Raw genomic sequence first — 24,042 nt, 5'->3', positions numbered from 1 at the left:
GGCCGTCCACTTGGGACGCACTGCGAAGCGGCTACCTGTGAAGAGCGCTGTGGCTGGTGTCGGTCGGCTTCGTAAACCTGGCGCTGGTTGCGGTTCGGCCCGTGGCCGCTGGTTCTGGTGCTGCCGGCCGTGGTGGAGGGACTGCTGATCTGGTGGGTCTGGACCGGGGCTCGTTCCTGCGGTCCACCCAGTTGCGGCTGGTCACCGAGTGGCGGCGGGCGACGGAGTATGTCCCGCGTTGGTGGACCATGATGCGTTTGGCCGAGCCGGCGAAGGATCATCGTGGGTGTGAGTACCGGCCGGGTCTATGGCGGGTGGTGGTCGGTCGCACCGAGAGCGGTAGGCCGTGGCGGGTGCTGGTCAACCAGGTGCTTGGGGTGTGGGCAAGGGCTCGTTGCTGTGGTCGGTGGTGTTCGTCGGGCCGAAGCGCAGCAACTTCTGGGGATCTGGAATGCATCGGATCACTGCCGGCATCCGGGACGTGCACCTGTACGACCTCCGGCACACGGGCAACATGTCGGCGGCGGAAACCGGGGTGACGCTCCGCGAACTCACGGATCGGATGGGCCACAGCTCCACCCGCGTAGCGATGATCCTCCTCCACGCCAGGGAGGAGGGCGGTCGGAAGATCGCGGTCGGGATCGGGGCGATGGCCATGGCCGGAACCCTCGCGAAGGGCACGGCGGGAGCCATTAGGGGCACGTGGGGGGCACGGAAGATCAAGAAGGGCGGGAAGATCGTCCACTTGGGACGGACGACGAGGCGTCTACCTGCGGAAAGAGGAGAGAGCGGGTGACGGGAATCGAACCCGCATGACCAGCTTGGAAGTGCGGCGTCAGTCCCAGCCTACTGCGCCTGACCAGCTCTCGCCTCAACCGCTGTTGACCCTCATTGACCTGGGCTAATAGCACGCTAATCGCACGTGACGTGACGTGGCGAGCGGACGCGGGTCTGGTTGTGCTCCATCGAGCAACTGCGCAGCCCGTCCGGACCTGCCGGACGGCCCCTTGCCATGTACAGAATGGCGTCAGTCGGTACGGCCGTTTGGGTGAAGAGCATCCCGTTCGAGTAGCGCACGCGCCTCCGGCGTCGATTGGACTACCAACGCTTGGTCCATGCTCCGAGGAGGCGTCATGGGTGACAACGACCGGCACGTGGTTCCCAACCCCGAGGGTGGTTGGGACGTCCGCAAGCCGGATGCCGCGCGGGCGAGCGCTCACTTCGACACGCAGGCAGAAGCCACAGCGCGTGCGCGAGAGATCGTCGCCAACACCGGCGGGGACGCGATCACCCACGGCCGTGATGGACGGATTCGTTCCCGGGACACCTCGCCGAAGGGGAACGACCCGAACCCGCCTCGCGACAAGCGCTGACGGAGCGATGGCAAGGCGGCGAAGCCGTCGCGGCAGCCGATCGCCGTGCCCAGCCCGACCAGGCCGGGTAACCGCGCGATCGTCCCGACTGGCGAACTGCCAAAGCCGCGACGAGCTGCGCCCGTCAGTGCAGTGCGCCGCCATCCCAGCCACGTGCACGGACTCCGCGCCCGGCCGACGGGCGGAGCGGAGCGGGAGCCCGGCGTGCCGTGATGCGGGGAGTCGGTGCCAACGTGCGCCAGGCCGTGTCGCGCGCTGCCGCAGGCGGCGTGCCTTGATCCTGTAGAGGAGAATTCGGCAGTAGGTCTTGGTGTCCAACAGATCTTCGGAGGCGCTGTGATCACAAGGACAAAGAAGAAGACGGTTCAGTTCTTTGAGGTGGTGGCGCAGGACGGTACACGTCTAGCGCAACCGTACCCATGGCCGGAGATCCTTGCCGACTTGGCTAAGCAGTCAGCGGCTGATTGCAAGCATGTTGTTGCTGGAGTGGATCATTGGGGGCGCGTTTACACCTACGAGGAGGAGGATCATTTTATCTTGGTCCGTCTCGTCGAAGAAGGTGTATCTTCATTCGACATTTCGACCGAATCGTTCATTGATATTGAATCAAGTGCCGCTAGTCCTTACGTCGAGTTGTCGATTGCTAAGTTCTTGCCGAATTCCAACATTTTTGGCTTCGTTCTAGGCTCGAACGGATCTTCACGGGTTGGTTCAATGGAGCGGTGGATCAACGCCCATAAAATGTTTGATGGCGAAGTCGCGATCGCGCCGCTCGTCAGCAAGCGCGCCTTGGACAAAATCCGGGCGGCTGAGGAGGCGAAGCTTTTGACGGTTCGCCTTGACCAAGATCATGTCAGTTCGATTGGAACCCAGAGTGGTCTGTATAGCGTTCTAAAAGATATCGAAGAGTCTCATGGCAGTGTCGATATCGAGTTGACTATACGAGCGAAGGGGCGGGTTGACGAGGAGCGTAAAGAAGAGCGAAAGGGTATCGTGCGGACAGCGAAATCTATGATCCGTGCGCCTTTCTCGCGCGCTGTGGTGGAACTTGTAAACTATGACAGCAAGGGGAAGCCGCATACTGAAAAGGTTGACTTTATGAATCACCTCCTCGCCATCAAGATGAACGTCAGTGTTACTGACAAAGAGGGAAATCCGGTTCGGATCCCCTCAGCTATTAGCGCGATAAACAAGGCGGCGGAGAAGCTCAGGGTGGACCTCGCCGACTCTTGAGATGATCTTGTCGGTGGTGAGCGGTAGAGTCTACCTGGCAAACCCGGTTGGTGGTTGAAGGGGTGGCGTGAGATGCCGAACGTGTCGAATGAGCGAGGGCTCGTTTCGCGAGTGCGTGCATCCGTGTTGGACTTCTGGTCCAACCACCCCGCAGCTGATCTTGCTATGGCGGGGATGGTGGTAGGCGGCCACGTCCTCCTTGTCTACCATTTTAAGCATGGCAATATCTTGTCCTGGGCGGATCAGCAGCAACGGCTTGCGATATACGCAGCTGGTGCAGGAATCATGTCACTGATCGCGGGATTCGCAGGTAATGGAATTACCCAGTATGGTGGCGCTTCCAGTCGGCTTATCGCTCAGATTCGCAGACGTTATGGCGCTACTCTGCGGAAAAATTGGGTAAGCATCATCTCGTGGCTCCTTACGTGCGCCATTCTCTGTATCTTCGCTATGGCGGTCGATTCCAAAGAGGGTCCGCGTGCTTCTGAGTGGGTATTTGAAGTGGCACTGTGCGTCGCTGTTGTAAAGTTTGCTCGCTTGGTATTTCTCTTTTCTTTGATCTTGAAATCACTTGATGCTGACCTCGTTGGAGGTGGCGTGACGCGAAAGAGTAACCCTGCTTGGAGGCCGGGTGCTTCGCGCGATGAATACAGAAGTGCGCCAAAGGCGTAGCTATGCTGCTGGATTCCTTGGCCTACGACGTGGCTCGTCGCCATCTGTCGGCTATGCCGCGAAGGTGGCGCCATGTGCGCGCTGTAGCGGCTAGAGTATCGCGGTGCGACGCGATATTTCGGGGCTCAGATTTTCGTCTGCTCGTTGCGGCTGCGTATTTGCATGATATAGGTTACGCGCCGCAATTGGTTGACACCGGTCTCCATGCTCTTGACGGGGCTAGATTTGTGCGGAGGATGGGCTTTTCTAGTCGTCTTTGTGCGCTTATTGCGCACCACTCATGTGCGGTGGGTGAAGCGAAGTTGCGAGGGTTGTCCACAGAACTTGCAGAGTGGGTGGACGAGCAGACACCACTTCGAGACGCCCTGTGGTGGGCAGACATGACCACTGGGCCGGATGGCGACGTCACCAGCGTTCATGACCGGATTGCGGAGATCCAGGAGCGATACGGGCCGGAAGACCTGGTGACGGTCTTCATCCGTCAGGCAGAGCCTGAGTTAGTTGCTGCGGTGGAGCGTACGGAGGCGCGGCTGAGGGCTGCTGGTGTTGAGGTCACGTGAAGTACGGCTCGGGACGGTTGCTGAGGCCGTGCTCGATGCGTAGACGGATCGACGGGTGGATGTCGAGGTCGGGCAGGCGGCGGGGCTCCACCCAGTGGACTTCCTTGGATTCGCTGCTTGTGCGCAGCTGACCTCCGGTGGGTTGAGCGTGGAAGCAGATCGAGAACTCTTGGCGGACTTCGCCATTGTCGTAGGCGATGACGTGGTTGGGGTTGGAATAGAGGCCTACCAGGCCGGTGGCTTCGACGTGGATGCCGGTTTCCTCTTCGACCTCGCGGGCGACGGCTTGGGTGAGCGTTTCGCCGACGTCCTGGCCGCCGCCGGGGATGGCGTACTTGTCGTTGTCGGTGCGCCGGATCATCAGCAGGCGTCCGGTGGCGTCCTGGACGATGGCGCTGACGGCTACCCGGATGCTGTTGGGCTTCGGGGCGTTGGGGTCGTTGAGATAGTCGGTCCGGGTCATGGTTCGACCTTGTCAGAAGGTGGCGCGCTTCGCGCTGGTCCAGACGGTCTCCAGGCTTTCGGAGTAGGTCTCGAAGAGGTCGCCTGCGGAGAGTCGGCGTAGGTGCAGGGCTGGGGCGTGGGCGCCGGGGAAGCCGTAGACGTGGGTGTTGACGATCATCTCGTCGTCGAAGCGGAAGACGGAGTTGTAGAGGGTCGTCTTGTGGAGGCGGACCTCGATTCCCGGGACGTCGGCCAGTGGGCGGACGAACGCTAGGGCGTTGCGGATGCGGGCGGCGACCGTGCCCTTGCCTAGCTGCTCTTCCTCGCTGCGGCGGTTTGCTTCGCGGGCGGCGGGGTCGCCGAACAGCAGGCGAATGCGGGTTCCGTTCTCGGCCTTCTGGCGTAGCTCCTTGGCGAAGGTCGGGCGTTCGACCAGAAAGAGGGCGGCCAGGGACAGGACCTCGATGTGCTTGGTGGCGTCGTTGAGGAGTCGGTCCCAGAGGTCTGCGGGGATGTTGTTGCGGTGGGGGTAGACCTTGACCACCTCGGACTCGGCGATCTCGGCCTTGCGGTCCGCGGCTACGGCGTCCGGCCAGAGGTAGTTCTCGGTCTCGCGGACCATTGAGGCGATGGTGTGGCGGTGGCGGGGGTAGGGGACGCGGCCCTTGGTGATCCAGCGTTCGACGGTCTTGGGGTCGACGCCGGTGGCTCGGGCTACGTGGTCGAGGTCCAGGCCGTTGCGGAGCAGACTTTCCCGCAGGCGTTCGTTGGCCATGTGTACCCCCCGTGGTGACGACTTGGGACGTCTTCAAGCTAGCAGAGACGTCCTTAGAAGTCCCGCTATGCGGTGCTTGCGTCCCGCTGATCAGCCGAAAGTGGTTGGTGTCAAGGTGCTGGACCAAGGGTCCAGCCGACACCGATGACAGGAGAACGGCTGTGGCGATCAGTGGTGGGAGCAGGCTCCCGGCGACGCACGACTTCGTCTTCCCCCGTGGCGCGCTGGTGATGGGTGTCGAACCGGTGCTCAGGTTCCAGTCGGCCGACGAGCGGGCGAAGGGGTTGCCGGTCCAGCAGGAGACCGACAAGGAGACCGGGCTGTTGGTGTGGTTGGTGCTGGTGATCGACCAGGCGGCGGAGCGCAAGGCCGACGCGGTGGTGACGGTGAAGATCGCGGCTCCTCAGCAGCCGGTTCCGCCGGAGGCGATTCCGGGGACGGACGTGCGGCCGGTGGTGTTCGAGGGGTTGACCGTGACGCCGTGGATCGACGACAAGGCGTGCCGGGGCACGCACGGGGGTGAGAGGCACCGGTGCCGGGCCAAGCTCGGGTACAGCCTGCGGGCCTCGGCGATGAAGCCGGTGGTCGCCAAGTCGGCCCCCAAGGCCGCGTGAGCCGTGGCGCAGGACTTGGTGCGGTTGCACGTGACCGCGAGCCTGCCCATCCGGGTTGCGCCGTTGGCGTTCGCGGGGCGGGTGGAGGTGCGGTTCGGCAACGCGTTCCCGGCGGTGCTGGTCGTGGACCACGAGGCGTTGCCCCGGTTGGCTGCGGCGATCGCCGAGGGGTTGGCGGCCTTGGACGCTGCGGGCGGTGGTCGGTCGTGAGTTTCCAGGTGGCGGGCACGCCGGGGCGTGCGGCGGCTGCGGCGATGGTGGTCACCTCGGGGTGGCCTTCGTTGGTGGTCTACCTGGACCCGGTGAACCTGGCGATCCACGTTCCGCCGTTCCCGGGCGGGCCGGCGGTGCTGGCGCGGTTCTGTCGTGAGCTGGCGCGGGAGGCGGCGAAGGTGGCTGACCACCTGGAAGGCCGGGCCGGGCGTCACGCGATGACGGAGGGGGCCGGTGATGGCCAAGAGCAAGCCTGATCTCTGGGCATTGGCGTTGGCGAGCCGGACGTTGAAGGACGCGCATGAGGCGTTGGGGAGGCTGGTTCCTGCGCCGGATGCCGCGCCGTTGGTGTTCCGGGAGTTCTACCTGCGTAGCGCGAGGGTCTATGAGCGGATCGCGGAGGTGGATCGGCATCACCACCACGAGGCGCTGTACTGGGTCACCCGTGAGCGTGCCTTGGCGGAGGCGATCGAGGCCGATGACGAGTGCGGTGGGTCCGTTCCCGAACGAATGGGCGGGGAGGGGTAGCTGTGAGGGGCGGTGACTTGGTCGGCACCTTGCGGAATGTGGTCGTCAGTGGGTTGCCGTTGGACGAGTTGTGCGGTGTGGGCTATTCGGGTCGGACGTGTGCGGCTGTGGTGAGCGCGTTGATGGCGCATCCGGGCAAAGGGTCGTCCATGCGGGAGCTGACCACGGAATCGGGCCTCAGTCACGCGACGGTGCGGATGGTGTGCCGTGACCTGCTGGAGTTGGGACACCTGCATGTGAGTGACGGGGGTGTCCCGGGAACGAGGGATTGGCCGTCGCTTCGCTACCGGATGTCGCAAGAGGGTGTGGCGGTGTGGCGGCGGCGGGTGGACGAGCGTGATCGCCTGTTGCGTCCGGTGCCGCAGCGGCCGGGGACGGTGGGCCGGGTGTTGGGTGCTCGGTTGTCCGGGGAGCAGCGTGGGCGGGGTGCTGCGCCGGGGTACGGGTTTGCGTCGTTGGAGCGGGTGGTCCGGGCGTTATTGGATGATTTGCGGCGGTTCCGGTCGACGGTGGAGCTGTCGGCGGCCTCCGGTGTCGCCTCGTGCACGGTCGGACTGGCGTGCCGTGACCTGGTGGCCGTGGGCTACGCCCGGCGGCAGGCGGAATTCAGAACCAACGGCACGCCGAAGTCGGCGCGGTATCGGTTGACGGCGGCGGGTGCGGCGGTGTGGGGCGACTGGTTCGCCAGCGGCCTGTGAGGTGGTGGTCGGGCGGGTGCCCGCGGGTGCCCTCCCGGCGTTCCAAGCACAACTGAAGATCATTCGGCTACCTGTTGGTGGTCGCCGGTGAACAGTCCTCAAGTCTTGGCGGGCCTGGAACTGTCCACCGACGGCACCGACCGGGTTTCTCGCGCGCTTTTGTTGGCGCACAAGGGGTTTCGGTCATGTCAAGAGTACGGGTCACGGGGGCCTGCACGTCAAGTCAGACCCCCTCCAAGGTGTGGAAGCTACCCAACGGGCGGCGCTGCGACGGGTGCAAGCGCTTCGGTGTCTACGCACCCAACCAACTGGCCTGCTGCGCGTGCTTGGGCTGGCTGCCGCTGATTTTCAGCATTGGCGGTGCGCGATGAACGGTGGCAAGTGGGTCGATCCGGCCCCGTTCGAGGGTGCGCGGCCTCGGGTGCCGTGGTGGACGCTGGTGCCGGGCAAGGCCAGGTGGCTGGCCGCTCTGGTGGCGCTGGCGTGGCTGCTGGTGTTGCTGTTCGTGCGCCTGGTGCTGCTCGTCGTGCGGTATCCGCTGGTGTCGCTGGCGCCCTCGGCGGCGGCCTGGTGCTGGTGGCGTTTCGGGCTCTCCCCGCTGGTCCTGGCGCTGCTGTCGTTGGTGGCGGCGCTGCTGATCTGGGCCGGATGGGACCGTGCGTCGTTCCTGCGGCACGGCTGGTACCGGCTGGTCTCCGAATGGCGGCGGGCCACGGTCTACGTGCCCCGGTGGCGGTCGGTGGTGCGCCTGGCCGACCTCGCCAAGCGTGACCGGGGACGCGAGTACCGGCCCAGGCTGCGGCGGGTCCGCTCGGAGGGCTGGCGGGACCGCGTCCGTGTGCGGCTGATCCCTGCGCAGTCCCCGGAAGCCTGGGAGCTGCGGCGCGAAGCCCTCGCCCACTCCTTCGGTGCCCGGTCGTGTCGGGTGCGGGTGCTCAAGCCCAGGGTCGTGGAACTGGACTTCGTCCACGCGGATCCGCTGGCTCAGCCGGTGTCGGTTCCGCCGCTGGGGACCTCGGCGGAGGTGGACCTCAAGCGGGTGGTCGTGGGCCGGTTGGAGACCGGTAGGCCGTGGCGGTTGCGGCTGTTGGGCTCTCAGGTGCTGGTGGTTGGGGTGCCGGGGGCGGGCAAGGGCTCGGTGTTGTGGTCGCTGGTGTGGCAGCTTGCGCCGGCGGTCCGCGCGGGCCAGGTGCGCCTGGTCGGCATCGACCCTAAGGGCGGCATGGAGCTGGGGCAGTGCCCCGACGCCTTCGACAAAGCGGTCTACGACAACGGGCCGGAAGCCGTTGACCTGCTTGAGGACATCGCCGCCGAGGTCAAGGAACGCGCCACCCGCTACCGGGGTGTCCGCCGGCTGTGGGCACGCTCGACCGGCGAGCCGTTCACGGTCCTGATCGTGGACGAACTGGCCGACCTGATCGCCTACCAACCCGACAAGCAACTCCGCGAACGCGCCGCACGAGCCATCCAGACCATCACCTCCCAAGGCCGCGCACCCGGCTACGCCGTCGTCGGCCTGGTCCAGGATCCCCGCAAGGAAGTCGTCTCCTTCCGCCACCTGTTCACCACCCGCGCAGCCCTGCGCCTGGACGAACCACAACAAGTGGACATGGTGCTCGGCGACGGCGTGCGGCAACGAGGCGCGGCGGCCCACGAGATCACCGAAGACACACCCGGCGTCGCCTGGGTCAAGCAGGACGGCCAGCGGGAGCCGGAGCGGGCTCGGGCCTTCCACGTCACCGACGCCAACCTGCACGAACTCGGCGCGTTCCTGGCCAAGGCCACCGTGCACGACTTCCCGACTCGACCCGACGGCCCGGGGGAGGTGGCGGCATGAGCGAGTACCTGACCCGTGCCGATCGGATGAAGCAGCCGGCGGCGCTGGACGTGGCTCGGGCGGTGGCTGAGGAGCACGGCGTGTGCGTCCGGCCGCTGGCGATGGAACGGGTGGACCTGGACACCGGCCGGGTTGAGATCGTGCCGGTGGCGTGCGGCTCCACGGTCGCGAGCGTGTGCCCCACGTGCGCGGAGAAGAACCGCCGGCTGCGGATGGCGCAGTGCCGGGAGGGCTGGCACCTGACCGAGGAACCCGACTTCACCCCGAACCCTCCCAGCGACGACCAGCGGGCGCTGACGGCCTACCGGGCGGACCTGGTCACGGCCTACCGGCAAGCCGTGGACGAAGGCGACGAAGTCGGCGCGGAGGAGGTGCGGGAAGAGGTCGCCGGCGTCGACGCGGAGCTGCGGCAGTCGGGAGTCCGCGGGAAGCTGCCTTCCCTGGAACCGCGTTCGCGGGCTGCCCGGAAGCGGTCGACCAGGCGGCGGCAGGACGCGCCGAACCTGCCTCGGCGGCCGGTCACCAAGCGCACGGTCGGCCGGGTCTTCGGCGGCAAGTACCAGCCCTCGACGTTCCTCACGCTGACCCTGGACAGCTACGGCAAGGTGCGGAGCGACGGCACGCCGGTCGACCCGACCACGTACAACTACCGGCGGGCGGCTCGGGACGCGGTGCACTTCGCGGCGCTGCTCGACCGGTTCGTGCAGAACCTCCGGCGGTGCGTCGGCTGGGACGTGCAGTACTTCTCCACGGTCGAGCCGCAGAAGCGACTGGCGCCCCACTGGCACGCCGCTATCCGGGGGTCCATCTCACGCGCGGAGCTGCGGGCGGTCGCCGAGGCCACCTACCACCAGGTGTGGTGGCCGGCTCATGACGAGATCCGGTACGGCGGCGACCACGTGCCGGTGTGGGACGCGCGGGCCAAGGGCTTTGTCGACCCGCAGACCCGAGAGGCCCTGCCGACCTGGGACGAGGCGCTGGACCGGGTGGACGCGCCCGCGCACGTCGCCCGGTTCGGGGTCCAGGTTCACTCCAAGGGCATCCTCGGCGGCACGGAGGAGGCCGGGCGGCACATCGGCTACCTGACGAAGTACCTGACCAAGAGCATCGGCGAGTGCTTCGACGCCCGGACCGACCGCCAGGAGGAGCACGCCGAACGGCTGTGCGCGGAGTTGGCCGTGACGCCGTGCTCGCCGCAGTGCCCGGTGTGGCTGCTCTACGGCGTGCAGCCACGCGGGGCGCGGGTGTCGATGCAGCCGGGCCTGTGCAAGGGCAAGGCCCACAAGCGCTCCACGCTCGGCGTCGCGGGGCGTCGGGTGCTGGTGTCGCGGAAGTGGTCGGGCAAGTCGCTGGCCGACCACAGGCACGACCGCAAGGAATTCGTTCGGCAACTGCTCGCCGATGTCGGGATCACTCAGGACGACCAGCCGAAACGGGTCGCCTGGAACACCGTGCAACCGGGTGATCCGAACGTGCCCCCAAGACCTCACCTGCTGCTGCGGGCGGTCGCGGAGAGGCGTCGGTGGAAGGCCGAGTACACGGCGGCGCTGCTCGCCTCGGCTGGCTCTCTCAACCGTTCGGCAACCGCTCAAGCTGCGTGAACAGGGGGAGACCATGACGGAGCACTTCACGGTGCAAGAGGCGGCGGACTACATGAACACGACGGTCCGGTTCGTGCGGCGGCTCATCGCCGAACGGCGCATCGCCTTCCACCACCTCGGGCGGCACGTGCGGCTGAAGCGGGCCGACGTGGACGCGTTCATCAACGCCGGTCGGGTCGAGCCCGTCAGGAGGGCTGCCTGATGGCGAACAAGAAGAACCACCGACAGTTCGGGCACGTTCGCAAGCTGCCCTCCAACAAGTTCCAGGCGAGTTACCTGGGGCCTGACGGGGTGCGACGGTACGCACCGGAGACCTACCCGACCAAGACGGACGCCAACGCCTGGCTGTCCACCGTGGAAGCTGATCTTCTCCGGGGGGAGTGGATCGACCCACTGCTCGGGAAGGTCAAACTGGCCGAGTACGGAGATCGGTGGATCAAGGAGCGGGAGCTTGGCGTCCGGACTCGTGAGGAGTACGCCCGTCAGTTCCGACTCCACGTGAAGCCGTTCCTGGGGGAGAAGCTGCTCAGCGACATCTCCACCGAGACGGTGCGCACTTGGCGGCGGCACCTGCTCGACAACGGCCGGTCGGAGACCACGACGGCCAAGGCGTACCGGCTCCTGCGGGCGGTCATGAACACCGCTCTGGACGACAACCGCATCAAGCGCAACCCGTGCCGGATCAAGGGCGCGGACCAGGAGAAGGCTCCTGAGCGTCCCACGGCGTCCGTTGAGCAGGTGTTCACGCTCTCCGAGTCGGTGCCGCCTCGGTCCAGGGTGCTGATCCTCGCTGCGGCCTTCACGGGCCTGCGATGGGGCGAGCTGATCGGCCTCCGCAGGTGTGACGTCGACCTCGACGCGCCGTCGGTCCGGGTGCCGCGTCGGCTGGCCCAGGTCAACTCCGGGAAGCTCGTGGAAGGCCCGCCCAAGTCGCAAGCGGGCTTCCGCACGGTCGCCCTGCCTGACTTCATGGTGGACGAGTTCCGGCGGCACTTGATGGCGTTCGTGGCTGCGGATGCCGATGCCTTGATCTTCGCGGGGCCGAAGGGTGCCGGGCTCAAGCGGGGGAACTGGCACCGGTCGGTGAAGTGGATCAAGACCGTGGCCGAGGTCGGGCTACCGAAGGGCTTCCACTTCCACGACCTCCGACACACGGGCAACACCCTGGCGGCGGCGGCCGGGGCCAGCACTCGGGAGCTGATGCACCGGATGGGGCACGGGAGCATGAGGGCGGCGCTGATCTACCAGCACGCGACCAGCGAGCGGGACCACGAGATCGCCGCGAAGCTCGGCAAGAGGGTCAAGGCGGCCCGGAAGCGCCGAAAGGTCTAATCGCACGCTAATCGCACGACGTGGTCAACGAACACGGCGGCGGTGTCGCCTCGAACCGGCGGCACCGCCGTTGACCTGCGAAGGGAGGAGAGAGCGGGTGACGGGAATCGAACCCGCATGACCAGCTTGGAAGGCTGGGGCTCTACCATTGAGCTACACCCGCATCGCGCCCACGGGGGTGGGCGCGGGATCAGCTTAGCGGGTCGCGATAGGGTGTCGGGGACCGGGGCGTGGCGCAGTTTGGTAGCGCACCCGCTTTGGGAGCGGGGGGTCGCAGGTTCAAATCCTGTCGCCCCGACGGTCGGCGCGGCCCCCTGGGTCCGGTGGGGGCCGCGTGGCAGCCCGGTGCTGCCGTTCTTGAGCACACCGCGCCATTGGGCGCTCAAGAACGGCGTTCCCGTCGGCCGCTGGTCAGGCCGGGGCCGCCACCTGCTCGCTCACCACCTGCGCCGCCGCCGAGACCAGCGCCGTCACCGACGGGTTGCTCGAGTTGTCCTGGCGCCACGCGAACTGGGTGTACACCCGGAACGGCGGGACCCAGGGCAGGCGGCACAGCCTGCCGTCGGCCAGCTCCGCCGCGACCGTCACCTCGGGGACCAGCGAGATCCCCAGGCCCGAGGCGACCGCCCGCTTGGCGGCGTCGATCGAGTCCAGCGCCAGCACCGGCGACCTGCTCTCCGCGTCCTGCAGCCCCAGCGCCTGCTCGAACTGCTCGTAGTAGCTGGCGCCGTTCTCCGCCCGGATGAGGGTGCTCCCGCGCAGCTCGTCCTCGGTGATCACCGAGCGCCTCGTCAGCGCGTGCGTCGGCCCGGCGACCATGACCAGCGGTTCCGGGCAGAGCACCGTCGTCTCCAAACCCTCGCGGGGTTCCACGGAGCCGATGAAGAACGCGCAGTCGAGCCTGCCCTCGCGCACCGAGGTCAGGTTGGCCTGCGTGTTGCGCGAGTGCAGCGAGATCTGGACGCTCGGGTAGCGCCAGCACATGTACTCGATCAGTGGTAGCAGTCGGTAGTCGGTCAGGCTCTGCGCGCTGCCGATGACCAGCTTGCCGTGCGGCTCGCCGTTCATCGTGATGGCCTTGCGCGCCTTGTCCGTCAACGTGATGATGTTGCGCGCGAACGGCAGCAGTTCGACCCCCGCGGAGGTCATCTGGATGCCGCGTGGCAGGCGGCGGAACAACGGCACGCCGAGGGTTTCCTCCAGTGCCTTGATCCGGGTGGTTATGGTGGGCTGCGAACAATTCAGCGTAGCGGCTGCCTTGGTGAAGCTGCCCGTTTGAACCACAGTTGTGAACGCCAAAAGCTGACGTGTCTCCATGGAGCTCCCCAACGGTGCGTGAAAGTGGTCCGCGAGCGCCCGGTGCAGGCCGGCGTCGTGGGTTTCCTTGCGTGGCGGCAGTCGACCTGGGTGCGCCGGGCGTCCCGGTGCGACCTGGTGCTGATCAACATCGCCGCTCGGCCGTGAGGGGCGGTACCCGATGGTCTCGTGTTCCTCCCAGGGCCTGCCGGGGACCGGTGCGGCACTGCGTCGGGCCGGTGTCGGGGGCAGGTCGCGGGTTACTGTTCGGCAGCGGCGGAATGGCTCTCATCGGGTCATCGGCACCTTGTCTGGTAGGCGGGTAAGAAGCTCGATGACATTGTTTTCGCTCGTTCCTCTGGTCCCGGTTGCCGGTGGCGTCCGCTGCTGACCCCCCAGAACGCCCGGCAACGTGAATCATTTAGTGGTCCAGCGTTGCGGGTCCGGCCGTCACGCTACCTGAAACCCACACTAATGGACTACGGCGAGTGGAGTCATCTCGACAAGTGAAAGTTTTCGGTCGGCCGCTACTCCGAACGGCCTCAATTCACCCCATCTGCGGAACCTCCTCGTGCCCGGTGTTGCGGTCGGTAAGTCGCTGCTACGGCATCCGTGTTACACCAGGCGTTCGCGACTGCGCTCGGTGATCAAGGACGGCGCAGTGCTCACCTGGGGTGTGCTCACTCGGACGGCCTAGCGCGAACGGAGTCCGGTACCCCGTTCGGCGCAACCCCGGCGGCCGAACCGACGCGTAGTCCCGCAGACGACCCGACGCGCCTCCTGCCTCGAGTTTTCCGCACCAGTGCGGAAAACTGCCGGCATGCGCCCAGTCCGTGGGACCGCCCGGCGCGCCGGGTCGGGGCCGCTGCCGCCCGCCCGGGCGGCCCCCTCCGCCCGCCCGGTCCGCGCCGGCTCTGCGGTAACGAAAGAGTGAAATGCGCAGGAAAGGCGAACGGCGGCAATTACGCCGAATGCCGAATGGCTCATCAGTCCATCGGGAAAGCGTTGGGAAATACTCGAGAATCCGATCACCGGCCGTGACCGGCGGGACTCCCCGGGCGCCGGGTCCGGGCCGCGGCCGCGAGCCGCCCGGGACCGCGCCCGGACCGCCTGCCGGGCCCGCCGCCGGGACCGGGCGCGCCGGGCCCGCGCCCACCCGGCGCGCCACCCGGTCCGGCGCCACCCGAACGCGGGGCCGTGGTGGTCCCCGCCCGGGCGCCCGGGCGGGGGCTGGCCGGGGTGCCGCCCGCCCGCCCGCGGCCCACCGCCTAGACTCATGCGGAATCCCGGCGCCCGGCAGAGCGCTTCCGGGGTGTTCCGCACGTCCTGCCCGTTACGAGGAGACCACGTTGAAGAGCACCGTCGAGCACCTGAGCCCGACGCGGGTCCGGATCAACGTCGAGGTGCCGTTCGACGAGCTCAAGTCGGACTTCGACCGCGCCTACCGCAAGCTGGCCAAGCAGGTCCGCATCCCCGGCTTCCGCCCCGGCAAGGCGCCCGCCCGGGTGCTGGAGAGCCGCATCGGCCGCGCGCCGGTCCTGGACGAGGTCGTCCAGGAGGCGATCCCCGCCAAGTACCTGGAGGCGGTCAACTCCGGCGAGATCCGCACCCTCGGCCGCCCGGACTTCGAGGTCACGAAGATCGAGGACGGCGAGTCGCTGGCGTTCACCGCCGAGGTCGACGTCCGCCCGGAGATCACCGTGCCCGCGTTCGGCGAGCTGGCCGTGAGCGTGGACGAGCAGGAGGTCACCGAGGACGACGTGGCCGCCCAGCTGGACGAGCTGCGCGCCCGCTTCGGCACCCTGACCGGCGTCCAGCGCCCCGCCCGGGAGGGCGACTTCGTCGTCGTCGACCTGTCCGCCACGGTCGACGGCGAGGAGGTCGAGGAGGCCAGGACCACCGGCCTGTCCTACGAGATCGGCTCCGGCCAGCTCGTGGAGGGCATCGACGAGGCCCTGGTCGGCGCGTCCGAGGGCGAGTCCAAGAGCTTCACCACCACCCTGGTCGCGGGCGAGCACGCGGGCCGCGAGGCCGACGTCACCGTCGTGCTGAACACGGTCAAGGAGCGGCAGCTGCCCGAGCTGGACGACGAGTTCGCCCAGCTCGCCAGCGAGTTCGACACCCTCGACGAGCTGACGGCCGACCTGCGGGTGCGCCTGGCCCGGGTGAAGAAGATGCAGCAGGGCGTGCAGGCGCGCGACAAGGTGCTGGAGGCGCTGCTGGCCGCCGTCGAGGTGCCGCTGCCCGAGGCCGTCGTCGAGGGCGAGGTGGAGGCCCGCGCGCACGACGCCGTGCACGCCTTCGACCACGACGAGAACCGCTTCGCCGAGTGGCTGACCGAGCAGGGCCAGACCAAGGACGAGTTCGACGCCGAGGTGCGCACCGCCGCCGAGCAGGCCGTGAAGACGCAGCTCGTGCTCGACGCCATCGCCGACGCCGAGCAGCTGACCGTCTCCGACGCCGAGCTGACCGAGCGGATCATCTACCAGGCGCAGCGGTTCGGCATCAGCCCCGACGAGTACGTCAAGCGCGCGCAGCAGTCCGGCCAGCTCGGCGCCATCTTCGCCGACGTGCGCCGCGGCAAGGCGCTGGCGTCGGTGGTGCGCCAGGCCACCGTCACCGACGCCGCGGGCAACGCGCTGGACCTCGACGAGCTGTTCGGCGAGACCAGGTCCACTGAGGAATCCGCGGCCGAGCCGACGGCCTGACCGTCGGACCTCCACCGGAGTTGAAGCCCTGAGCGAACGCGGGCGGTGTCGGGAAGGCGACGCCGCCCGCCTTCGTTAAGGTCGTTGTCACGAGACTCTTTTCGGCAAAGTTAGGCAGGCAGACGTGACGCAGCACTTCTTCCCGACGCCCGAGATGCGGTCGGCCACGGGGATGAACCTCAACGACTCGGTCTACGAGCGCCTGCTCCGCGAGCGGATCATCGTGCTGGGGTCGCAGGTCGAAGAGGGCATCGCCAACCAGATCACGGCGCAGCTCCTCCTCCTCGCGGCGGAGGACCCCGAGAAGGACATCACGCTCTACATCAACTCGCCCGGCGGCTCGGTGACCGCGGGAATGGCGATCTTCGACACGATGCAGCTCATCGAGCCCGACGTCGCGACCTACGCGATGGGCCTCGCGGCGTCGATGGGGCAGTTCCTGCTCTCCGCCGGCACGCCCGGCAAGCGGCACGCGCTGCCGCACGCCCGCATCCTGATGCACCAGCCCTCGGCGGGTGTCGGCGGCACGGCGGCCGACATCGCGATCCAGGCGGACATGCTCACCCGGACCAAGCAGGAGATGGCCGAGCTGATCGCGCAGCACACCGGCCAGCCGGTCGAGCGGATCATCGCCGACTCCGACCGCGACCGCTGGTTCACCGCCCAGGAGGCCCTGGAGTACGGCTTCGTGGACAAGGTGATCACCCGCGCCAGCCAGGCCAACACCAACTGACCGGGCAGCCGAAGGACCAGGAGACAAGCCAGTGAGCCAGTTCCACGCGCCGCAGTCCCGGTACGTGCTCCCCTCGTTCGTGGAGCGCACGAGCTACGGCATCAAGGAGTCCAACCCGTACAACAAGCTGTTCGAGGAGCGCATCATCTTCCTCGGCGTGCAGGTGGACGACGCGTCGGCCAACGACGTGATGGCCCAGCTGCTCGTGCTGGAGTCGGAGGACCCCGACCGCGACATCCTGATGTACATCAACTCGCCGGGTGGCTCGTTCACCTCGCTGATGGCCATCTACGACACCATGCAGTTCGTCCGCCCGGACATCCAGACCTACTGCCTGGGCCAGGCCGCCTCGGCCGCCGCGGTCCTGCTGGCGGCGGGCACGCCCGGCAAGCGGCACGCGCTGCCGAACTCGCGGATCCTGATCCACCAGCCGGCGACCGAGGGCGTCTACGGGCAGGTCTCCGACCTGGAGATCCAGTCCAACGAGATCCAGCGGGTGCGCAGGCTGCTGGAGACGACGCTGGCCAAGCACACCAGCCGCAGCGCCGAGCAGGTCCGCACCGACATCGAGCGCGACAAGATCCTGACCGCCGACGAGGCCAGGGACTACGGCATCGTGGACAGCGTCCTGCCGTACCGGAAGCTGTCGGCGAAGTAACTCACCGTGACGCCCGACACGCCGAGCCGGCCAGGGGTCCTGACCGGTCGGCCGTGTCGGGGGCACGCTGGTCCTCCCGCACAGGCGGGTGGGACAGGTACCGTCGAGGGGAACGGGCGGACCCCGCACCCAGCGGGTGGATGCCAACCAGCAGTCAGGCGCACCTCACCAGGACGTGCGCCGGAGGGGACAGAGGTCAGCGGTCATGGCGCGTATCGGTGACGGCGGCGACCTGCTGAAGTGCTCTTTCTGCGGGAAGAGCCAGAAGCAGGTGAAAAAACTCATCGCCGGCCCCGGTGTCTACATCTGCGATGAGTGCATCGACCTCTGCAACGAGATCATCGAGGAAGAACTCGCGGAGGCCGGCGACGTCAAGCTCGACGAGCTGCCCAAGCCCGCCGAGATCCACGAATTCCTCGACCAGTACGTGATCGGCCAGAACGAGGCCAAGCGGACGCTCTCGGTGGCGGTCTACAACCACTACAAGCGGATCCAGGCGGGCGACCGCGGGCGCGAGGGGCGCGACGACGGCGTGGAACTCGCCAAGTCGAACATCCTCATGCTCGGCCCGACCGGGTGCGGCAAGACCTACCTGGCCCAGACGCTCGCCAAGATGCTGAACGTGCCGTTCGCGATCGCGGACGCCACGGCGCTGACCGAGGCGGGCTACGTGGGCGAGGACGTGGAGAACATCCTCCTCAAGCTGATCCAGGCGGCGGACTACGACGTCAAGCGCGCCGAGACCGGCATCATCTACATCGACGAGGTCGACAAAATCGCTCGGAAGAGTGAAAACCCGTCGATCACGCGCGACGTGTCGGGCGAGGGCGTGCAGCAGGCGCTGCTGAAGATCCTGGAGGGCACGACGGCCTCGGTGCCGCCGCAGGGCGGGCGCAAGCACCCGCACCAGGAGTTCATCCAGATCGACACGACGAACGTGCTGTTCATCGTGGCGGGCGCCTTCGCGGGCCTGGACAAGATCATCCAGGACCGGGTCGGCAAGCGCGGCCTGGGCTTCGGCGCCGAGGTGCGCACCAAGGCGGAGGTCGACGCGGCGGACTACTACGCCGAGTCGATGCCCGAGGACCTGATCAAGTTCGGCCTGATCCCGGAGTTCATCGGGCGGCTGCCGATGGTGGCCAGCGTCACGAACCTGGACAAGGCGTCGCTGGTCCGCATCCTCACCGAGCCGAAGAACGCGCTGGTCAAGCAGTACCAGAAGCTGTTCGAGATGGACGGCGTGGAGCTGGAGTTCACGCGGACCGCGATGGAGGCGGTGGCCGACCAGGCGATCCTGCGCGGCACCGGCGCCCGCGGCCTGCGGGCGATCATGGAGGAGGTCCTGCTGCCGGTGATGTACGACATCCCGAGCCGCACGGACGTCGCCAAGGTCGTCATCACCGAGCAGACGGTGAAGGAGAACGTCAACCCGACCATCGTGGCCCGGCAGCCCTCCCGCCGGGAGCGCCGCGAGAAGTCCGCCTGACGTTGTCCCTGCCGTACGCGCTGGTGCTGCACGGCCTGGGCGGCTCCGGGCCGGAGCACTGGCAGAACTGGCTGGCGGGCGAGCTGGCCCACCGCGGTGGGCAGGTGGACCTGCCCCAGTTCACCCTCCCGGACGCCCCGCAGCTCGACGTCTGGCTCGCCGAGCTGCGGGAGCACCTCGCCGCCGCGCCCCGGGAGGGGGAGCGGGTCGTCGTGGCGCACTCGCTGGCGTGCCTGCTGTGGCTGCACCACGCGGCCGGCGGGTTCGACCCGGCGCTGCGCGTGGACCGGGTGCTGCTGGTCGCGCCGCCGAGCCCGCACTGCACCGTCGAGCCGCTGATCACCGGGTTCCTGGACGTGCCGCTGGACCCGACCGCGCCGCGGCGGGCCGCGGCGTCGACCCGGCTGGTGGTGGGCGAGGGCGACCGGTACTGCTCCGTGGAGCAGGGCAAGGAGCTGGCCGAGGCGCTGCGGGTGGACGTGGACGTCGTCGTCGGCGGCGGCCACCTGAACACCGAGTCCGGCTACGGCTCGTGGAACGCGGTGCTCAAGTGGGTGCGCAGCGACCGCACGCCGCTCACCCCGCGGTGAGCCGCCCGCCCAGGAAGCGCACCACGTCGGGCACGACGTCGCGGTAGAACGCCTCGTCGTGCCCGCCGGGCGTGACGGAGGCGACCAGGGGCCGGGTCCCGGCGATGAGCTCCCGGGCGCCCTCGATGAACCAGTCCCGGTCGCCGACCCACACGCCCAGCGGCACGTCGCGCAGCGCGTCGAGGTGCCGCAGCGGGTCCAGCGCCGCCCACTGCGCCTCGTCGGTGAACGCGCCGCGCTTGGCCATCTCGGGCCACGACGTGTGCAGGCCGGGCGAGATGGCGGCCACCGCCACGGCCGGTTCGCGGCGCTCGGCGCGCCGCCGGGCGTACAGCAGGGCGCCGAAGCCGCCCATGGACACCCCGGTGCACGCGAACGGCTCGCGGAAGCCGCGGTCGAGCAGCCAGCGGGGCACCTCGTCGAGCAGCATCGCCATCGGGTCGTCGCCCGGCACGTTCTCGTGCCAGTAGTGGTCGCCGCCGTCGACCGCGGCGAAGCCGAACGGCGGCACCACGCCGCGCCGCACGGCCGCGACCAGCGCCCTCGGCAGCCCGCCGACGGCCGCGTGGCGCGCGGTGCCGGACAGCCCGTGCAGCAGGACCGACATGGGCAGCCCGCGCGCGGGCACCCCGGACGGCAGGACCGTCACCAGGTCGACGTCCCGCCCGCGCGCCCGCGAGCGCACCCGCTCCACGCGCACCACGGGCTGCTTCACGCCCGGCATCGGACCGGCGTCGGCCCGCACCAGCCGCAGCGCCCCGTCGGCCGGCGCCCGCCCGACCAGGGCCGCGGCCGTCCCCGCGACGGCGAGCCCGGCCGCGCCCAGCGCGCCGAGCACCACCCGCCTGCTGACCACGTCCCCTCCTCGTGACGTCCCGGCTCAGACCGCGGACCGCGCCCGGAGGGCGGCCACCTGCTCCGCCCCGTAGCCCAGGAACCGCAGCACCTCGTCGGTGTGCTGCCCGCGCCCCGGCACCGACCCGGGCTCCCACCGCCACGCCGACGAATCCACGGGCGGGCGCAGCACCGCCACCTCGCCGCCGGGCACGCCCACGCGCGCCCAGCGGTCGCGGGCGGCCAGCTGCGGGTGCTCGGGCAGGTCGGCGACGCCGCGGGTGCGGGCGGCCGGCACGTCCGCCCCGTCCAGGGCGGCCAGCAGGTCGGCGGCGGACCAGTCGGTGAAGTCCAGCTCGGCGTGCAGCGCGGCCCGGTGCTCCACCCGGGAGGCGACCGAGCCGAACCTCGGGTCGTCGGCCAGCCCCGGCCGGCCCAGCACGGCGCACAGCCGCCGCCACTGCGGGTCGTTCTGCACGGCCAGGTGCACCGCGCCGTCGCGGCACCGGAACGGGCCGTACGGGGCGATGCTGGGGTGGTGCGCGCCGGTGCGGGGCGCCGCCCGGCCGGTGCCCGCCGCGTACAGCAGGGGCTGGTGCATCCACTCGGCCATCGCCTCGAACAGCGACAACCGCAGGGTGACGCCCTCGCCCGTGCGCTCGCGGTGCAGCAGGGCGGCCAGCACCGCCGAGTGCAGCTGCACGCCGGCGGCGATGTCGGCCACCGAGATGCCCGCGCGCGCCGTCACGTCGCCCTCGCCGGTGAGTTCCACCAGCCCCGCCTCGGACTGCACCAGCGCGTCGAACGCCTTGCGCCGCGCGTACGGTCCGCCTTCGCCGTAGCCGGACAGCTCGCCGACCACCAGCGACGGGCGCCGCGCGCGCAGCGCCCCGGCGTCCACCCCGGCGCGGCGGGCCGCGCCGGGCGACAGGTTGCACAGCACCACGTCGGCCCGCGCGACCAGCCGGTCGAGCACCTCCCGGCCGGCGGGGTCCTTCAGGTCCAGGGTCAGCGACTGCTTGCCGACGTTGGTCCAGGCGAAGTAGGAGGACACCTCGCCGCAGGCGTGGTCGTAGTGCCGCGCGAAGTCGCCGCCGTCGGGGCGCTCCACCTTCACGACCCGCGCGCCCAGGTCGGCCAGCAGCCGCGTGGCGTAGGGGACGGCGACGGCCTGCTCGATGCTGACGACCAGCACGCCGTCCAGGGGCCCCGTCACGCCGGACCGGCCGCGGCCGGGCTCCCCGCCGGGTCCGGCCCGGCGACCCGCTCGGCGCCGGCGTAGACGTTCATCGAGTCGCCGCGCAGGAACCCGACCAGCGTCACGCCCTGCTCCTCGGCCAGCTCCGCGGCCAGCGACGACGGCGCGGACACGGCCGCCAGCACCGGGACGCCCGCCATCGCCGCCTTCTGCACCAGCTCGAACGAGGCGCGCCCGGACACCACCAGGACGGCCCCGGCCAGCGGGACGCGGTCCTGGAGGACCGCCCAGCCCAGCACCTTGTCCACCGCGTTGTGCCGCCCGACGTCCTCGCGCACCACCAGGGCATCACCTGATGCGGTGAAAAGCCCGGCGGCGTGCAGGCCGCCGGTGGAGGCGAAGACCTTCTGCTTGGCCCGCAGCGCGTCGGGCAGCCCGGCGAGCACGTCCACGCCCACCCGGACCGCGTCGTCGGCGGGGGAGTGGCGGGTCTTGAGCCGCACCGCGTCCAGCGCCGCCTTGCCGCACACCCCGCACGACGAGGTGGTGTGGAAGTTCCGCTCCACGCCGGGGTCGGGCGGCGGCACGTGGTCGGCCAGCGTCAGGTCCAGCACGTTGTAGGTGTTCACCCCGTCGGGGCCGGCGCCCTCGCAGAACCGGGCCACCGCGACGTCGCGCAGGCCGCCGATCACGCCCTCGGAGAGCAGGAAGCCGTGGGCCAGCTCCACGTCGTGGCCGGGCGTGCGCATGGTCACGGTCAGCGCCGACCCGCCCACCCGCAGCTCCAGCGGCTCCTCGGCGGCCAGCACGTCGACCCGCGCGCGGCGCGCGCCCCGCGAGTACGTGACCACCGGGCGGCGGACGGTCACTCGCCCCATCGTGGCACCTCATTCCTCCCGCCGGGTCCCCGGCTCCGGTTCGCCGGGCCGGTCCCCGACCAGGTTACGGAGGTCCGGGGCCACCGGTCCCCCCGACCGCTCGCGGCGCATCGGTCCACGCGGTGGCGGTGCGGTTCACCGGTTAGTGTCGGCCGGTGGGTTCCTACGACGTGGTGGTGGTCGGCGGCGGGCACAACGCCCTGGTCGCGGCGGCGTACCTGGCGCGCGCCGGGCGCTCGGTGCTGGTGCTGGAGAAGCTCGACCACGTCGGCGGCGCGGCGGTCTCCGAGCACGTGTTCCCCGGCGTGGGCGCGCGGCTGTCGCGGTACTCGTACCTCGTCAGCCTGCTGCCCGACCGGATCGCGTCCGACCTCGGCCTGCGGGTGGAGCTGCGGTCGCGCGCCGCCTCCTCCTACACGCCGGCCGGGAACCTGCTCGTCGAGCGCGCGCCCGGCGCGGTGACCGCCGCGTCGTTCCGCGCGCTGACCGGGTCGGACGCCGAGTTCGAGCGGTGGCAGCGCTGGTACGCCGACCTGGCGGCGCTGGCGCGGGCGCTGGCCCCGACCCTGCTGGAACCGCTCGTGCCCCGCGAGCACGCCCGCATCCGCGTCGACGCGGTGGCGCGGGCGCGGTTGTGGGAGCAGGTCTTCGAGCGCCCGCTGGGCGTGACGCTGGAAGAGCTGTTCGCCGACGACGTCGTGCGCGGCGTGGTCGCGACCGACGCCCTGATCGGCACGCACGCGTCCCTGCACGACCTGAAGGCCAACCGCTGCTTCCTGTACCACGTGATCGGCAACGGCACGGGGGAGTGGAAGGTCCCGGTCGGCGGGATGGGCGCGGTGACCGCCGAGCTGCTCCGCGCCGCCCGCGAGGCCGGCGCGGAGGTCGTCACCGGCGCCGAGGTGTCCAGGGTGGACGCTGACGGCGAGCACGCCGAGGTGGAGTTCGACGGCCGGACCGCCGGCGCGCGCTTCGTGCTGTCCGGTGTGGCCCCCCGCGTGCTGGACTCCTTGCGGGGCAAGGAGGAGCGCCCGGTGGCCGAGGGCAGCCAGGTGAAGGTCAACATGCTGCTGCGCAGGCTGCCGGAGGTGCGCGGCGGGGTGGACCCGGAGCTCGCGTTCGCGGGCACGCTGCACCTGGGCGAGTCGTACTCGCAGTTGGAGGCCGCCTACCGGGAGAGCGCCGCCGGCCGGGTGCCGTCGGCGCCGCCCGCCGAGGTGTACTGCCACACGCTGACCGACCCGTCGATCCTGTCCGGCGAACCGGCCGAGCAGGGTTGGCACACCCTGACGCTGTTCGGCCTGCACACCCCGGCGGCGCTGTTCGAGCAGGGCGGCGAAGCCCTGAGGGACCGCCTGGTCGACCGCTACCTCGCGGCGTTGAACGAGCACCTGGAGGAGCCGCTCCAGGAGTGCCTGGCGCAGGACGCCGAGGGCAGGCCGTGCCTGGAGGCCCGATCACCGCTGGACCTGGAGGCCGAACTGGGCCTGCTGCGCGGCAACATCTTCCACGACGAGCTGAGGTGGCCCTTCGCGGAGGACGAGGAGGAGGTCGGCCGGTGGGGCGTGGAGACCGACGTGCCCAACCTGTTCGTGTGCGGGGCGGGCGCCCGGCGCGGTGGCGGGGTCAGCGGCATCGGCGGCCACAACGCCGCCATGGCGGTCCTGGAACGCTGGGGCGCTCGTAGCAGGGGACCGTCCTGAGCCTGCCGAGCCGTTCGGGCGGAACCGGCCGTCAGCGGGAACCGGGAGGTGCTGCGGAGGTCTGCGTGGACGGTGTCC

Annotated in this window: 27 protein-coding genes, 2 tRNA genes and 1 pseudogene; 23 read left to right on the top strand and 7 right to left on the bottom strand. The window is 69.4% G+C overall.

Annotation, left to right across the window (positions count from 1 at the left end):
• The first annotated feature begins 379 nt into the window (after positions 1 to 379).
• From JOE68_RS09255 to JOE68_RS32415, 6 genes and pseudogenes are all read left to right on the top strand, one after another.
• Complete coding sequence (locus JOE68_RS09255) at positions 380 to 796, top strand: site-specific integrase (RefSeq protein ID WP_204841907.1); 417 nt, start codon at positions 380 to 382, stop codon at positions 794 to 796.
• A gap of 337 nt (positions 797 to 1,133) precedes the next feature.
• Positions 1,134 to 1,373 carry a DUF2188 domain-containing protein gene (locus tag JOE68_RS09250; RefSeq protein ID WP_204841906.1) on the top strand — a complete coding sequence of 80 codons (240 nt, stop codon included), beginning with the start codon at positions 1,134 to 1,136 and terminating at the stop codon, positions 1,371 to 1,373.
• 336 nt (positions 1,374 to 1,709) lie between these two features.
• On the top strand, positions 1,710 to 2,606 hold the full coding sequence (locus JOE68_RS09245; RefSeq protein ID WP_204841905.1) for a hypothetical protein: 897 nt from the start codon (positions 1,710 to 1,712) through the stop codon (positions 2,604 to 2,606).
• A gap of 123 nt (positions 2,607 to 2,729) precedes the next feature.
• Positions 2,730 to 3,278 carry a hypothetical protein gene (locus JOE68_RS09240; protein ID WP_204841904.1) on the top strand — a complete coding sequence of 183 codons (549 nt, stop codon included), beginning with the start codon at positions 2,730 to 2,732 and terminating at the stop codon, positions 3,276 to 3,278.
• A 2-nt stretch (positions 3,279 to 3,280) separates the two neighbouring features.
• Positions 3,281 to 3,559, top strand: a pseudogene (locus tag JOE68_RS32420) (HD domain-containing protein); the annotation flags it as partial.
• Positions 3,560 to 3,565: 6 nt separating this feature from the next.
• Positions 3,566 to 3,838 (top strand): metal-dependent phosphohydrolase, encoded by a 273-nt coding sequence (locus JOE68_RS32415; RefSeq protein WP_346038646.1) that lies wholly within the window; start codon positions 3,566 to 3,568, stop codon positions 3,836 to 3,838.
• Here JOE68_RS32415 and JOE68_RS09230 read toward each other — a convergent pair.
• A complete protein-coding gene (locus tag JOE68_RS09230) occupies positions 3,831 to 4,301 on the bottom strand; it encodes an NUDIX hydrolase (RefSeq protein WP_204841902.1) in 471 nt (156 codons plus the stop codon). The genes JOE68_RS32415 and JOE68_RS09230 overlap by 8 nt on opposite strands.
• Positions 4,302 to 4,313: 12 nt before the next feature.
• Positions 4,314 to 5,057, bottom strand: coding sequence for a DUF5919 domain-containing protein (locus tag JOE68_RS09225; RefSeq protein WP_204841901.1), 744 nt, complete (start codon positions 5,055 to 5,057; stop codon positions 4,314 to 4,316).
• A gap of 161 nt (positions 5,058 to 5,218) precedes the next feature.
• Here JOE68_RS09225 and JOE68_RS09220 point away from each other — a divergent pair, with 161 nt between their 5' ends.
• The 9 genes from JOE68_RS09220 to JOE68_RS09180 all read left to right on the top strand — a co-directional run bounded on the left by JOE68_RS09220 (position 5,219) and on the right by JOE68_RS09180 (position 11,880).
• Positions 5,219 to 5,671: a hypothetical protein gene (locus JOE68_RS09220; RefSeq protein ID WP_204841900.1), complete on the top strand. Its 453-nt coding sequence runs from the start codon at positions 5,219 to 5,221 to the stop codon at positions 5,669 to 5,671.
• Positions 5,672 to 5,674: 3 nt separating this feature from the next.
• Entirely contained in the window at positions 5,675 to 5,881 is a 207-nt protein-coding gene (locus JOE68_RS09215; RefSeq protein ID WP_307819595.1) for a hypothetical protein, read from the top strand.
• Complete coding sequence (locus JOE68_RS09210; protein ID WP_204841899.1) at positions 5,878 to 6,141, top strand: hypothetical protein; 264 nt, start codon at positions 5,878 to 5,880, stop codon at positions 6,139 to 6,141. Before JOE68_RS09215 ends, JOE68_RS09210 begins: the two co-directional genes overlap by 4 nt.
• Positions 6,122 to 6,412, top strand: coding sequence for an AMED_5909 family protein (locus tag JOE68_RS09205; RefSeq protein ID WP_204841898.1), 291 nt, complete (start codon positions 6,122 to 6,124; stop codon positions 6,410 to 6,412). Before JOE68_RS09210 ends, JOE68_RS09205 begins: the two co-directional genes overlap by 20 nt.
• Positions 6,413 to 6,561: 149 nt before the next feature.
• A complete protein-coding gene (locus JOE68_RS09200) occupies positions 6,562 to 7,110 on the top strand; it encodes a hypothetical protein (protein ID WP_204841897.1) in 549 nt (182 codons plus the stop codon).
• Positions 7,111 to 7,477: 367 nt separating this feature from the next.
• Positions 7,478 to 8,947: an FtsK/SpoIIIE domain-containing protein gene (locus tag JOE68_RS09195; protein WP_204841896.1), complete on the top strand. Its 1,470-nt coding sequence runs from the start codon at positions 7,478 to 7,480 to the stop codon at positions 8,945 to 8,947.
• On the top strand, positions 8,944 to 10,548 hold the full coding sequence (locus JOE68_RS09190; protein ID WP_204841895.1) for a replication initiator: 1,605 nt from the start codon (positions 8,944 to 8,946) through the stop codon (positions 10,546 to 10,548). Before JOE68_RS09195 ends, JOE68_RS09190 begins: the two co-directional genes overlap by 4 nt.
• 13 nt (positions 10,549 to 10,561) lie before the next feature.
• Entirely contained in the window at positions 10,562 to 10,750 is a 189-nt protein-coding gene (locus JOE68_RS09185; protein ID WP_204841894.1) for a helix-turn-helix domain-containing protein, read from the top strand.
• Positions 10,750 to 11,880, top strand: coding sequence for a tyrosine-type recombinase/integrase (locus JOE68_RS09180; RefSeq protein WP_204841893.1), 1,131 nt, complete (start codon positions 10,750 to 10,752; stop codon positions 11,878 to 11,880). Before JOE68_RS09185 ends, JOE68_RS09180 begins: the two co-directional genes overlap by 1 nt.
• Positions 11,881 to 11,972: 92 nt before the next feature.
• Here JOE68_RS09180 and JOE68_RS09175 read toward each other — a convergent pair.
• A tRNA-Gly gene (locus JOE68_RS09175) sits at positions 11,973 to 12,043 on the bottom strand.
• A 61-nt stretch (positions 12,044 to 12,104) separates the two neighbouring features.
• Between JOE68_RS09175 and JOE68_RS09170 the strand changes: the two genes are divergently transcribed.
• Positions 12,105 to 12,178: transfer RNA gene (locus JOE68_RS09170), tRNA-Pro, on the top strand.
• Between the two features lie 113 nt (positions 12,179 to 12,291).
• Here JOE68_RS09170 and JOE68_RS09165 read toward each other — a convergent pair.
• Positions 12,292 to 13,197 (bottom strand): LysR family transcriptional regulator, encoded by a 906-nt coding sequence (locus tag JOE68_RS09165; RefSeq protein ID WP_204841892.1) that lies wholly within the window; start codon positions 13,195 to 13,197, stop codon positions 12,292 to 12,294.
• Positions 13,198 to 13,215: 18 nt separating this feature from the next.
• Here JOE68_RS09165 and JOE68_RS31755 point away from each other — a divergent pair, with 18 nt between their 5' ends.
• The 6 genes from JOE68_RS31755 to JOE68_RS09140 all read left to right on the top strand — a co-directional run bounded on the left by JOE68_RS31755 (position 13,216) and on the right by JOE68_RS09140 (position 19,351).
• Positions 13,216 to 13,344, top strand: a complete 129-nt coding sequence (locus JOE68_RS31755) for a hypothetical protein (RefSeq protein ID WP_275584711.1) — start codon at positions 13,216 to 13,218, stop codon at positions 13,342 to 13,344.
• Positions 13,345 to 14,525: 1,181 nt separating this feature from the next.
• Complete coding sequence (tig, locus tag JOE68_RS09160) at positions 14,526 to 15,884, top strand: trigger factor (protein ID WP_204841891.1); 1,359 nt, start codon at positions 14,526 to 14,528, stop codon at positions 15,882 to 15,884.
• Positions 15,885 to 16,008: 124 nt separating this feature from the next.
• Positions 16,009 to 16,617 carry an ATP-dependent Clp protease proteolytic subunit gene (locus tag JOE68_RS09155; RefSeq protein WP_204841890.1) on the top strand — a complete coding sequence of 203 codons (609 nt, stop codon included), beginning with the start codon at positions 16,009 to 16,011 and terminating at the stop codon, positions 16,615 to 16,617.
• Between the two features lie 31 nt (positions 16,618 to 16,648).
• Positions 16,649 to 17,275 (top strand): ATP-dependent Clp protease proteolytic subunit, encoded by a 627-nt coding sequence (locus JOE68_RS09150; protein WP_204841889.1) that lies wholly within the window; start codon positions 16,649 to 16,651, stop codon positions 17,273 to 17,275.
• 205 nt (positions 17,276 to 17,480) lie between these two features.
• Entirely contained in the window at positions 17,481 to 18,761 is a 1,281-nt protein-coding gene (gene clpX / locus JOE68_RS09145; protein ID WP_204841888.1) for an ATP-dependent Clp protease ATP-binding subunit ClpX, read from the top strand.
• 2 nt (positions 18,762 to 18,763) lie between these two features.
• Positions 18,764 to 19,351 carry an RBBP9/YdeN family alpha/beta hydrolase gene (locus JOE68_RS09140; RefSeq protein ID WP_204841887.1) on the top strand — a complete coding sequence of 196 codons (588 nt, stop codon included), beginning with the start codon at positions 18,764 to 18,766 and terminating at the stop codon, positions 19,349 to 19,351.
• Here JOE68_RS09140 and JOE68_RS09135 read toward each other — a convergent pair.
• From JOE68_RS09135 to fdhD, 3 genes are read right to left on the bottom strand one after another with little or no spacing between them, the layout of a single operon-like run.
• On the bottom strand, positions 19,338 to 20,207 hold the full coding sequence (locus JOE68_RS09135) for an alpha/beta hydrolase (RefSeq protein WP_204841886.1): 870 nt from the start codon (positions 20,205 to 20,207) through the stop codon (positions 19,338 to 19,340). The two genes, JOE68_RS09140 and JOE68_RS09135, sit on opposite strands and share 14 nt — an antisense overlap.
• 24 nt (positions 20,208 to 20,231) lie before the next feature.
• The gene (locus JOE68_RS09130) at positions 20,232 to 21,401 is read right to left on the bottom strand and encodes a CaiB/BaiF CoA transferase family protein (protein ID WP_204841885.1); all 1,170 of its coding nucleotides are present in this window, start codon (positions 21,399 to 21,401) and stop codon (positions 20,232 to 20,234) included.
• Complete coding sequence (gene fdhD / locus JOE68_RS09125) at positions 21,398 to 22,261, bottom strand: formate dehydrogenase accessory sulfurtransferase FdhD (RefSeq protein WP_204841884.1); 864 nt, start codon at positions 22,259 to 22,261, stop codon at positions 21,398 to 21,400. Before fdhD ends, JOE68_RS09130 begins: the two co-directional genes overlap by 4 nt.
• A 155-nt stretch (positions 22,262 to 22,416) precedes the next feature.
• On the opposite strand from fdhD, the gene JOE68_RS09120 reads away from it, so the two are divergent.
• Complete coding sequence (locus tag JOE68_RS09120) at positions 22,417 to 23,964, top strand: phytoene desaturase family protein (protein ID WP_204841883.1); 1,548 nt, start codon at positions 22,417 to 22,419, stop codon at positions 23,962 to 23,964.
• Positions 23,965 to 24,042 lie beyond the last annotated feature (78 nt).

The organism is Saccharothrix algeriensis, assembly GCF_016907655.1.
GTDB lineage: Bacteria > Actinomycetota > Actinomycetes > Mycobacteriales > Pseudonocardiaceae > Actinosynnema > Actinosynnema algeriense.
The sequence above is the reverse complement of the archived record's forward strand: the minus strand, read 5'-3'. Positions and strand labels throughout refer to the sequence as shown.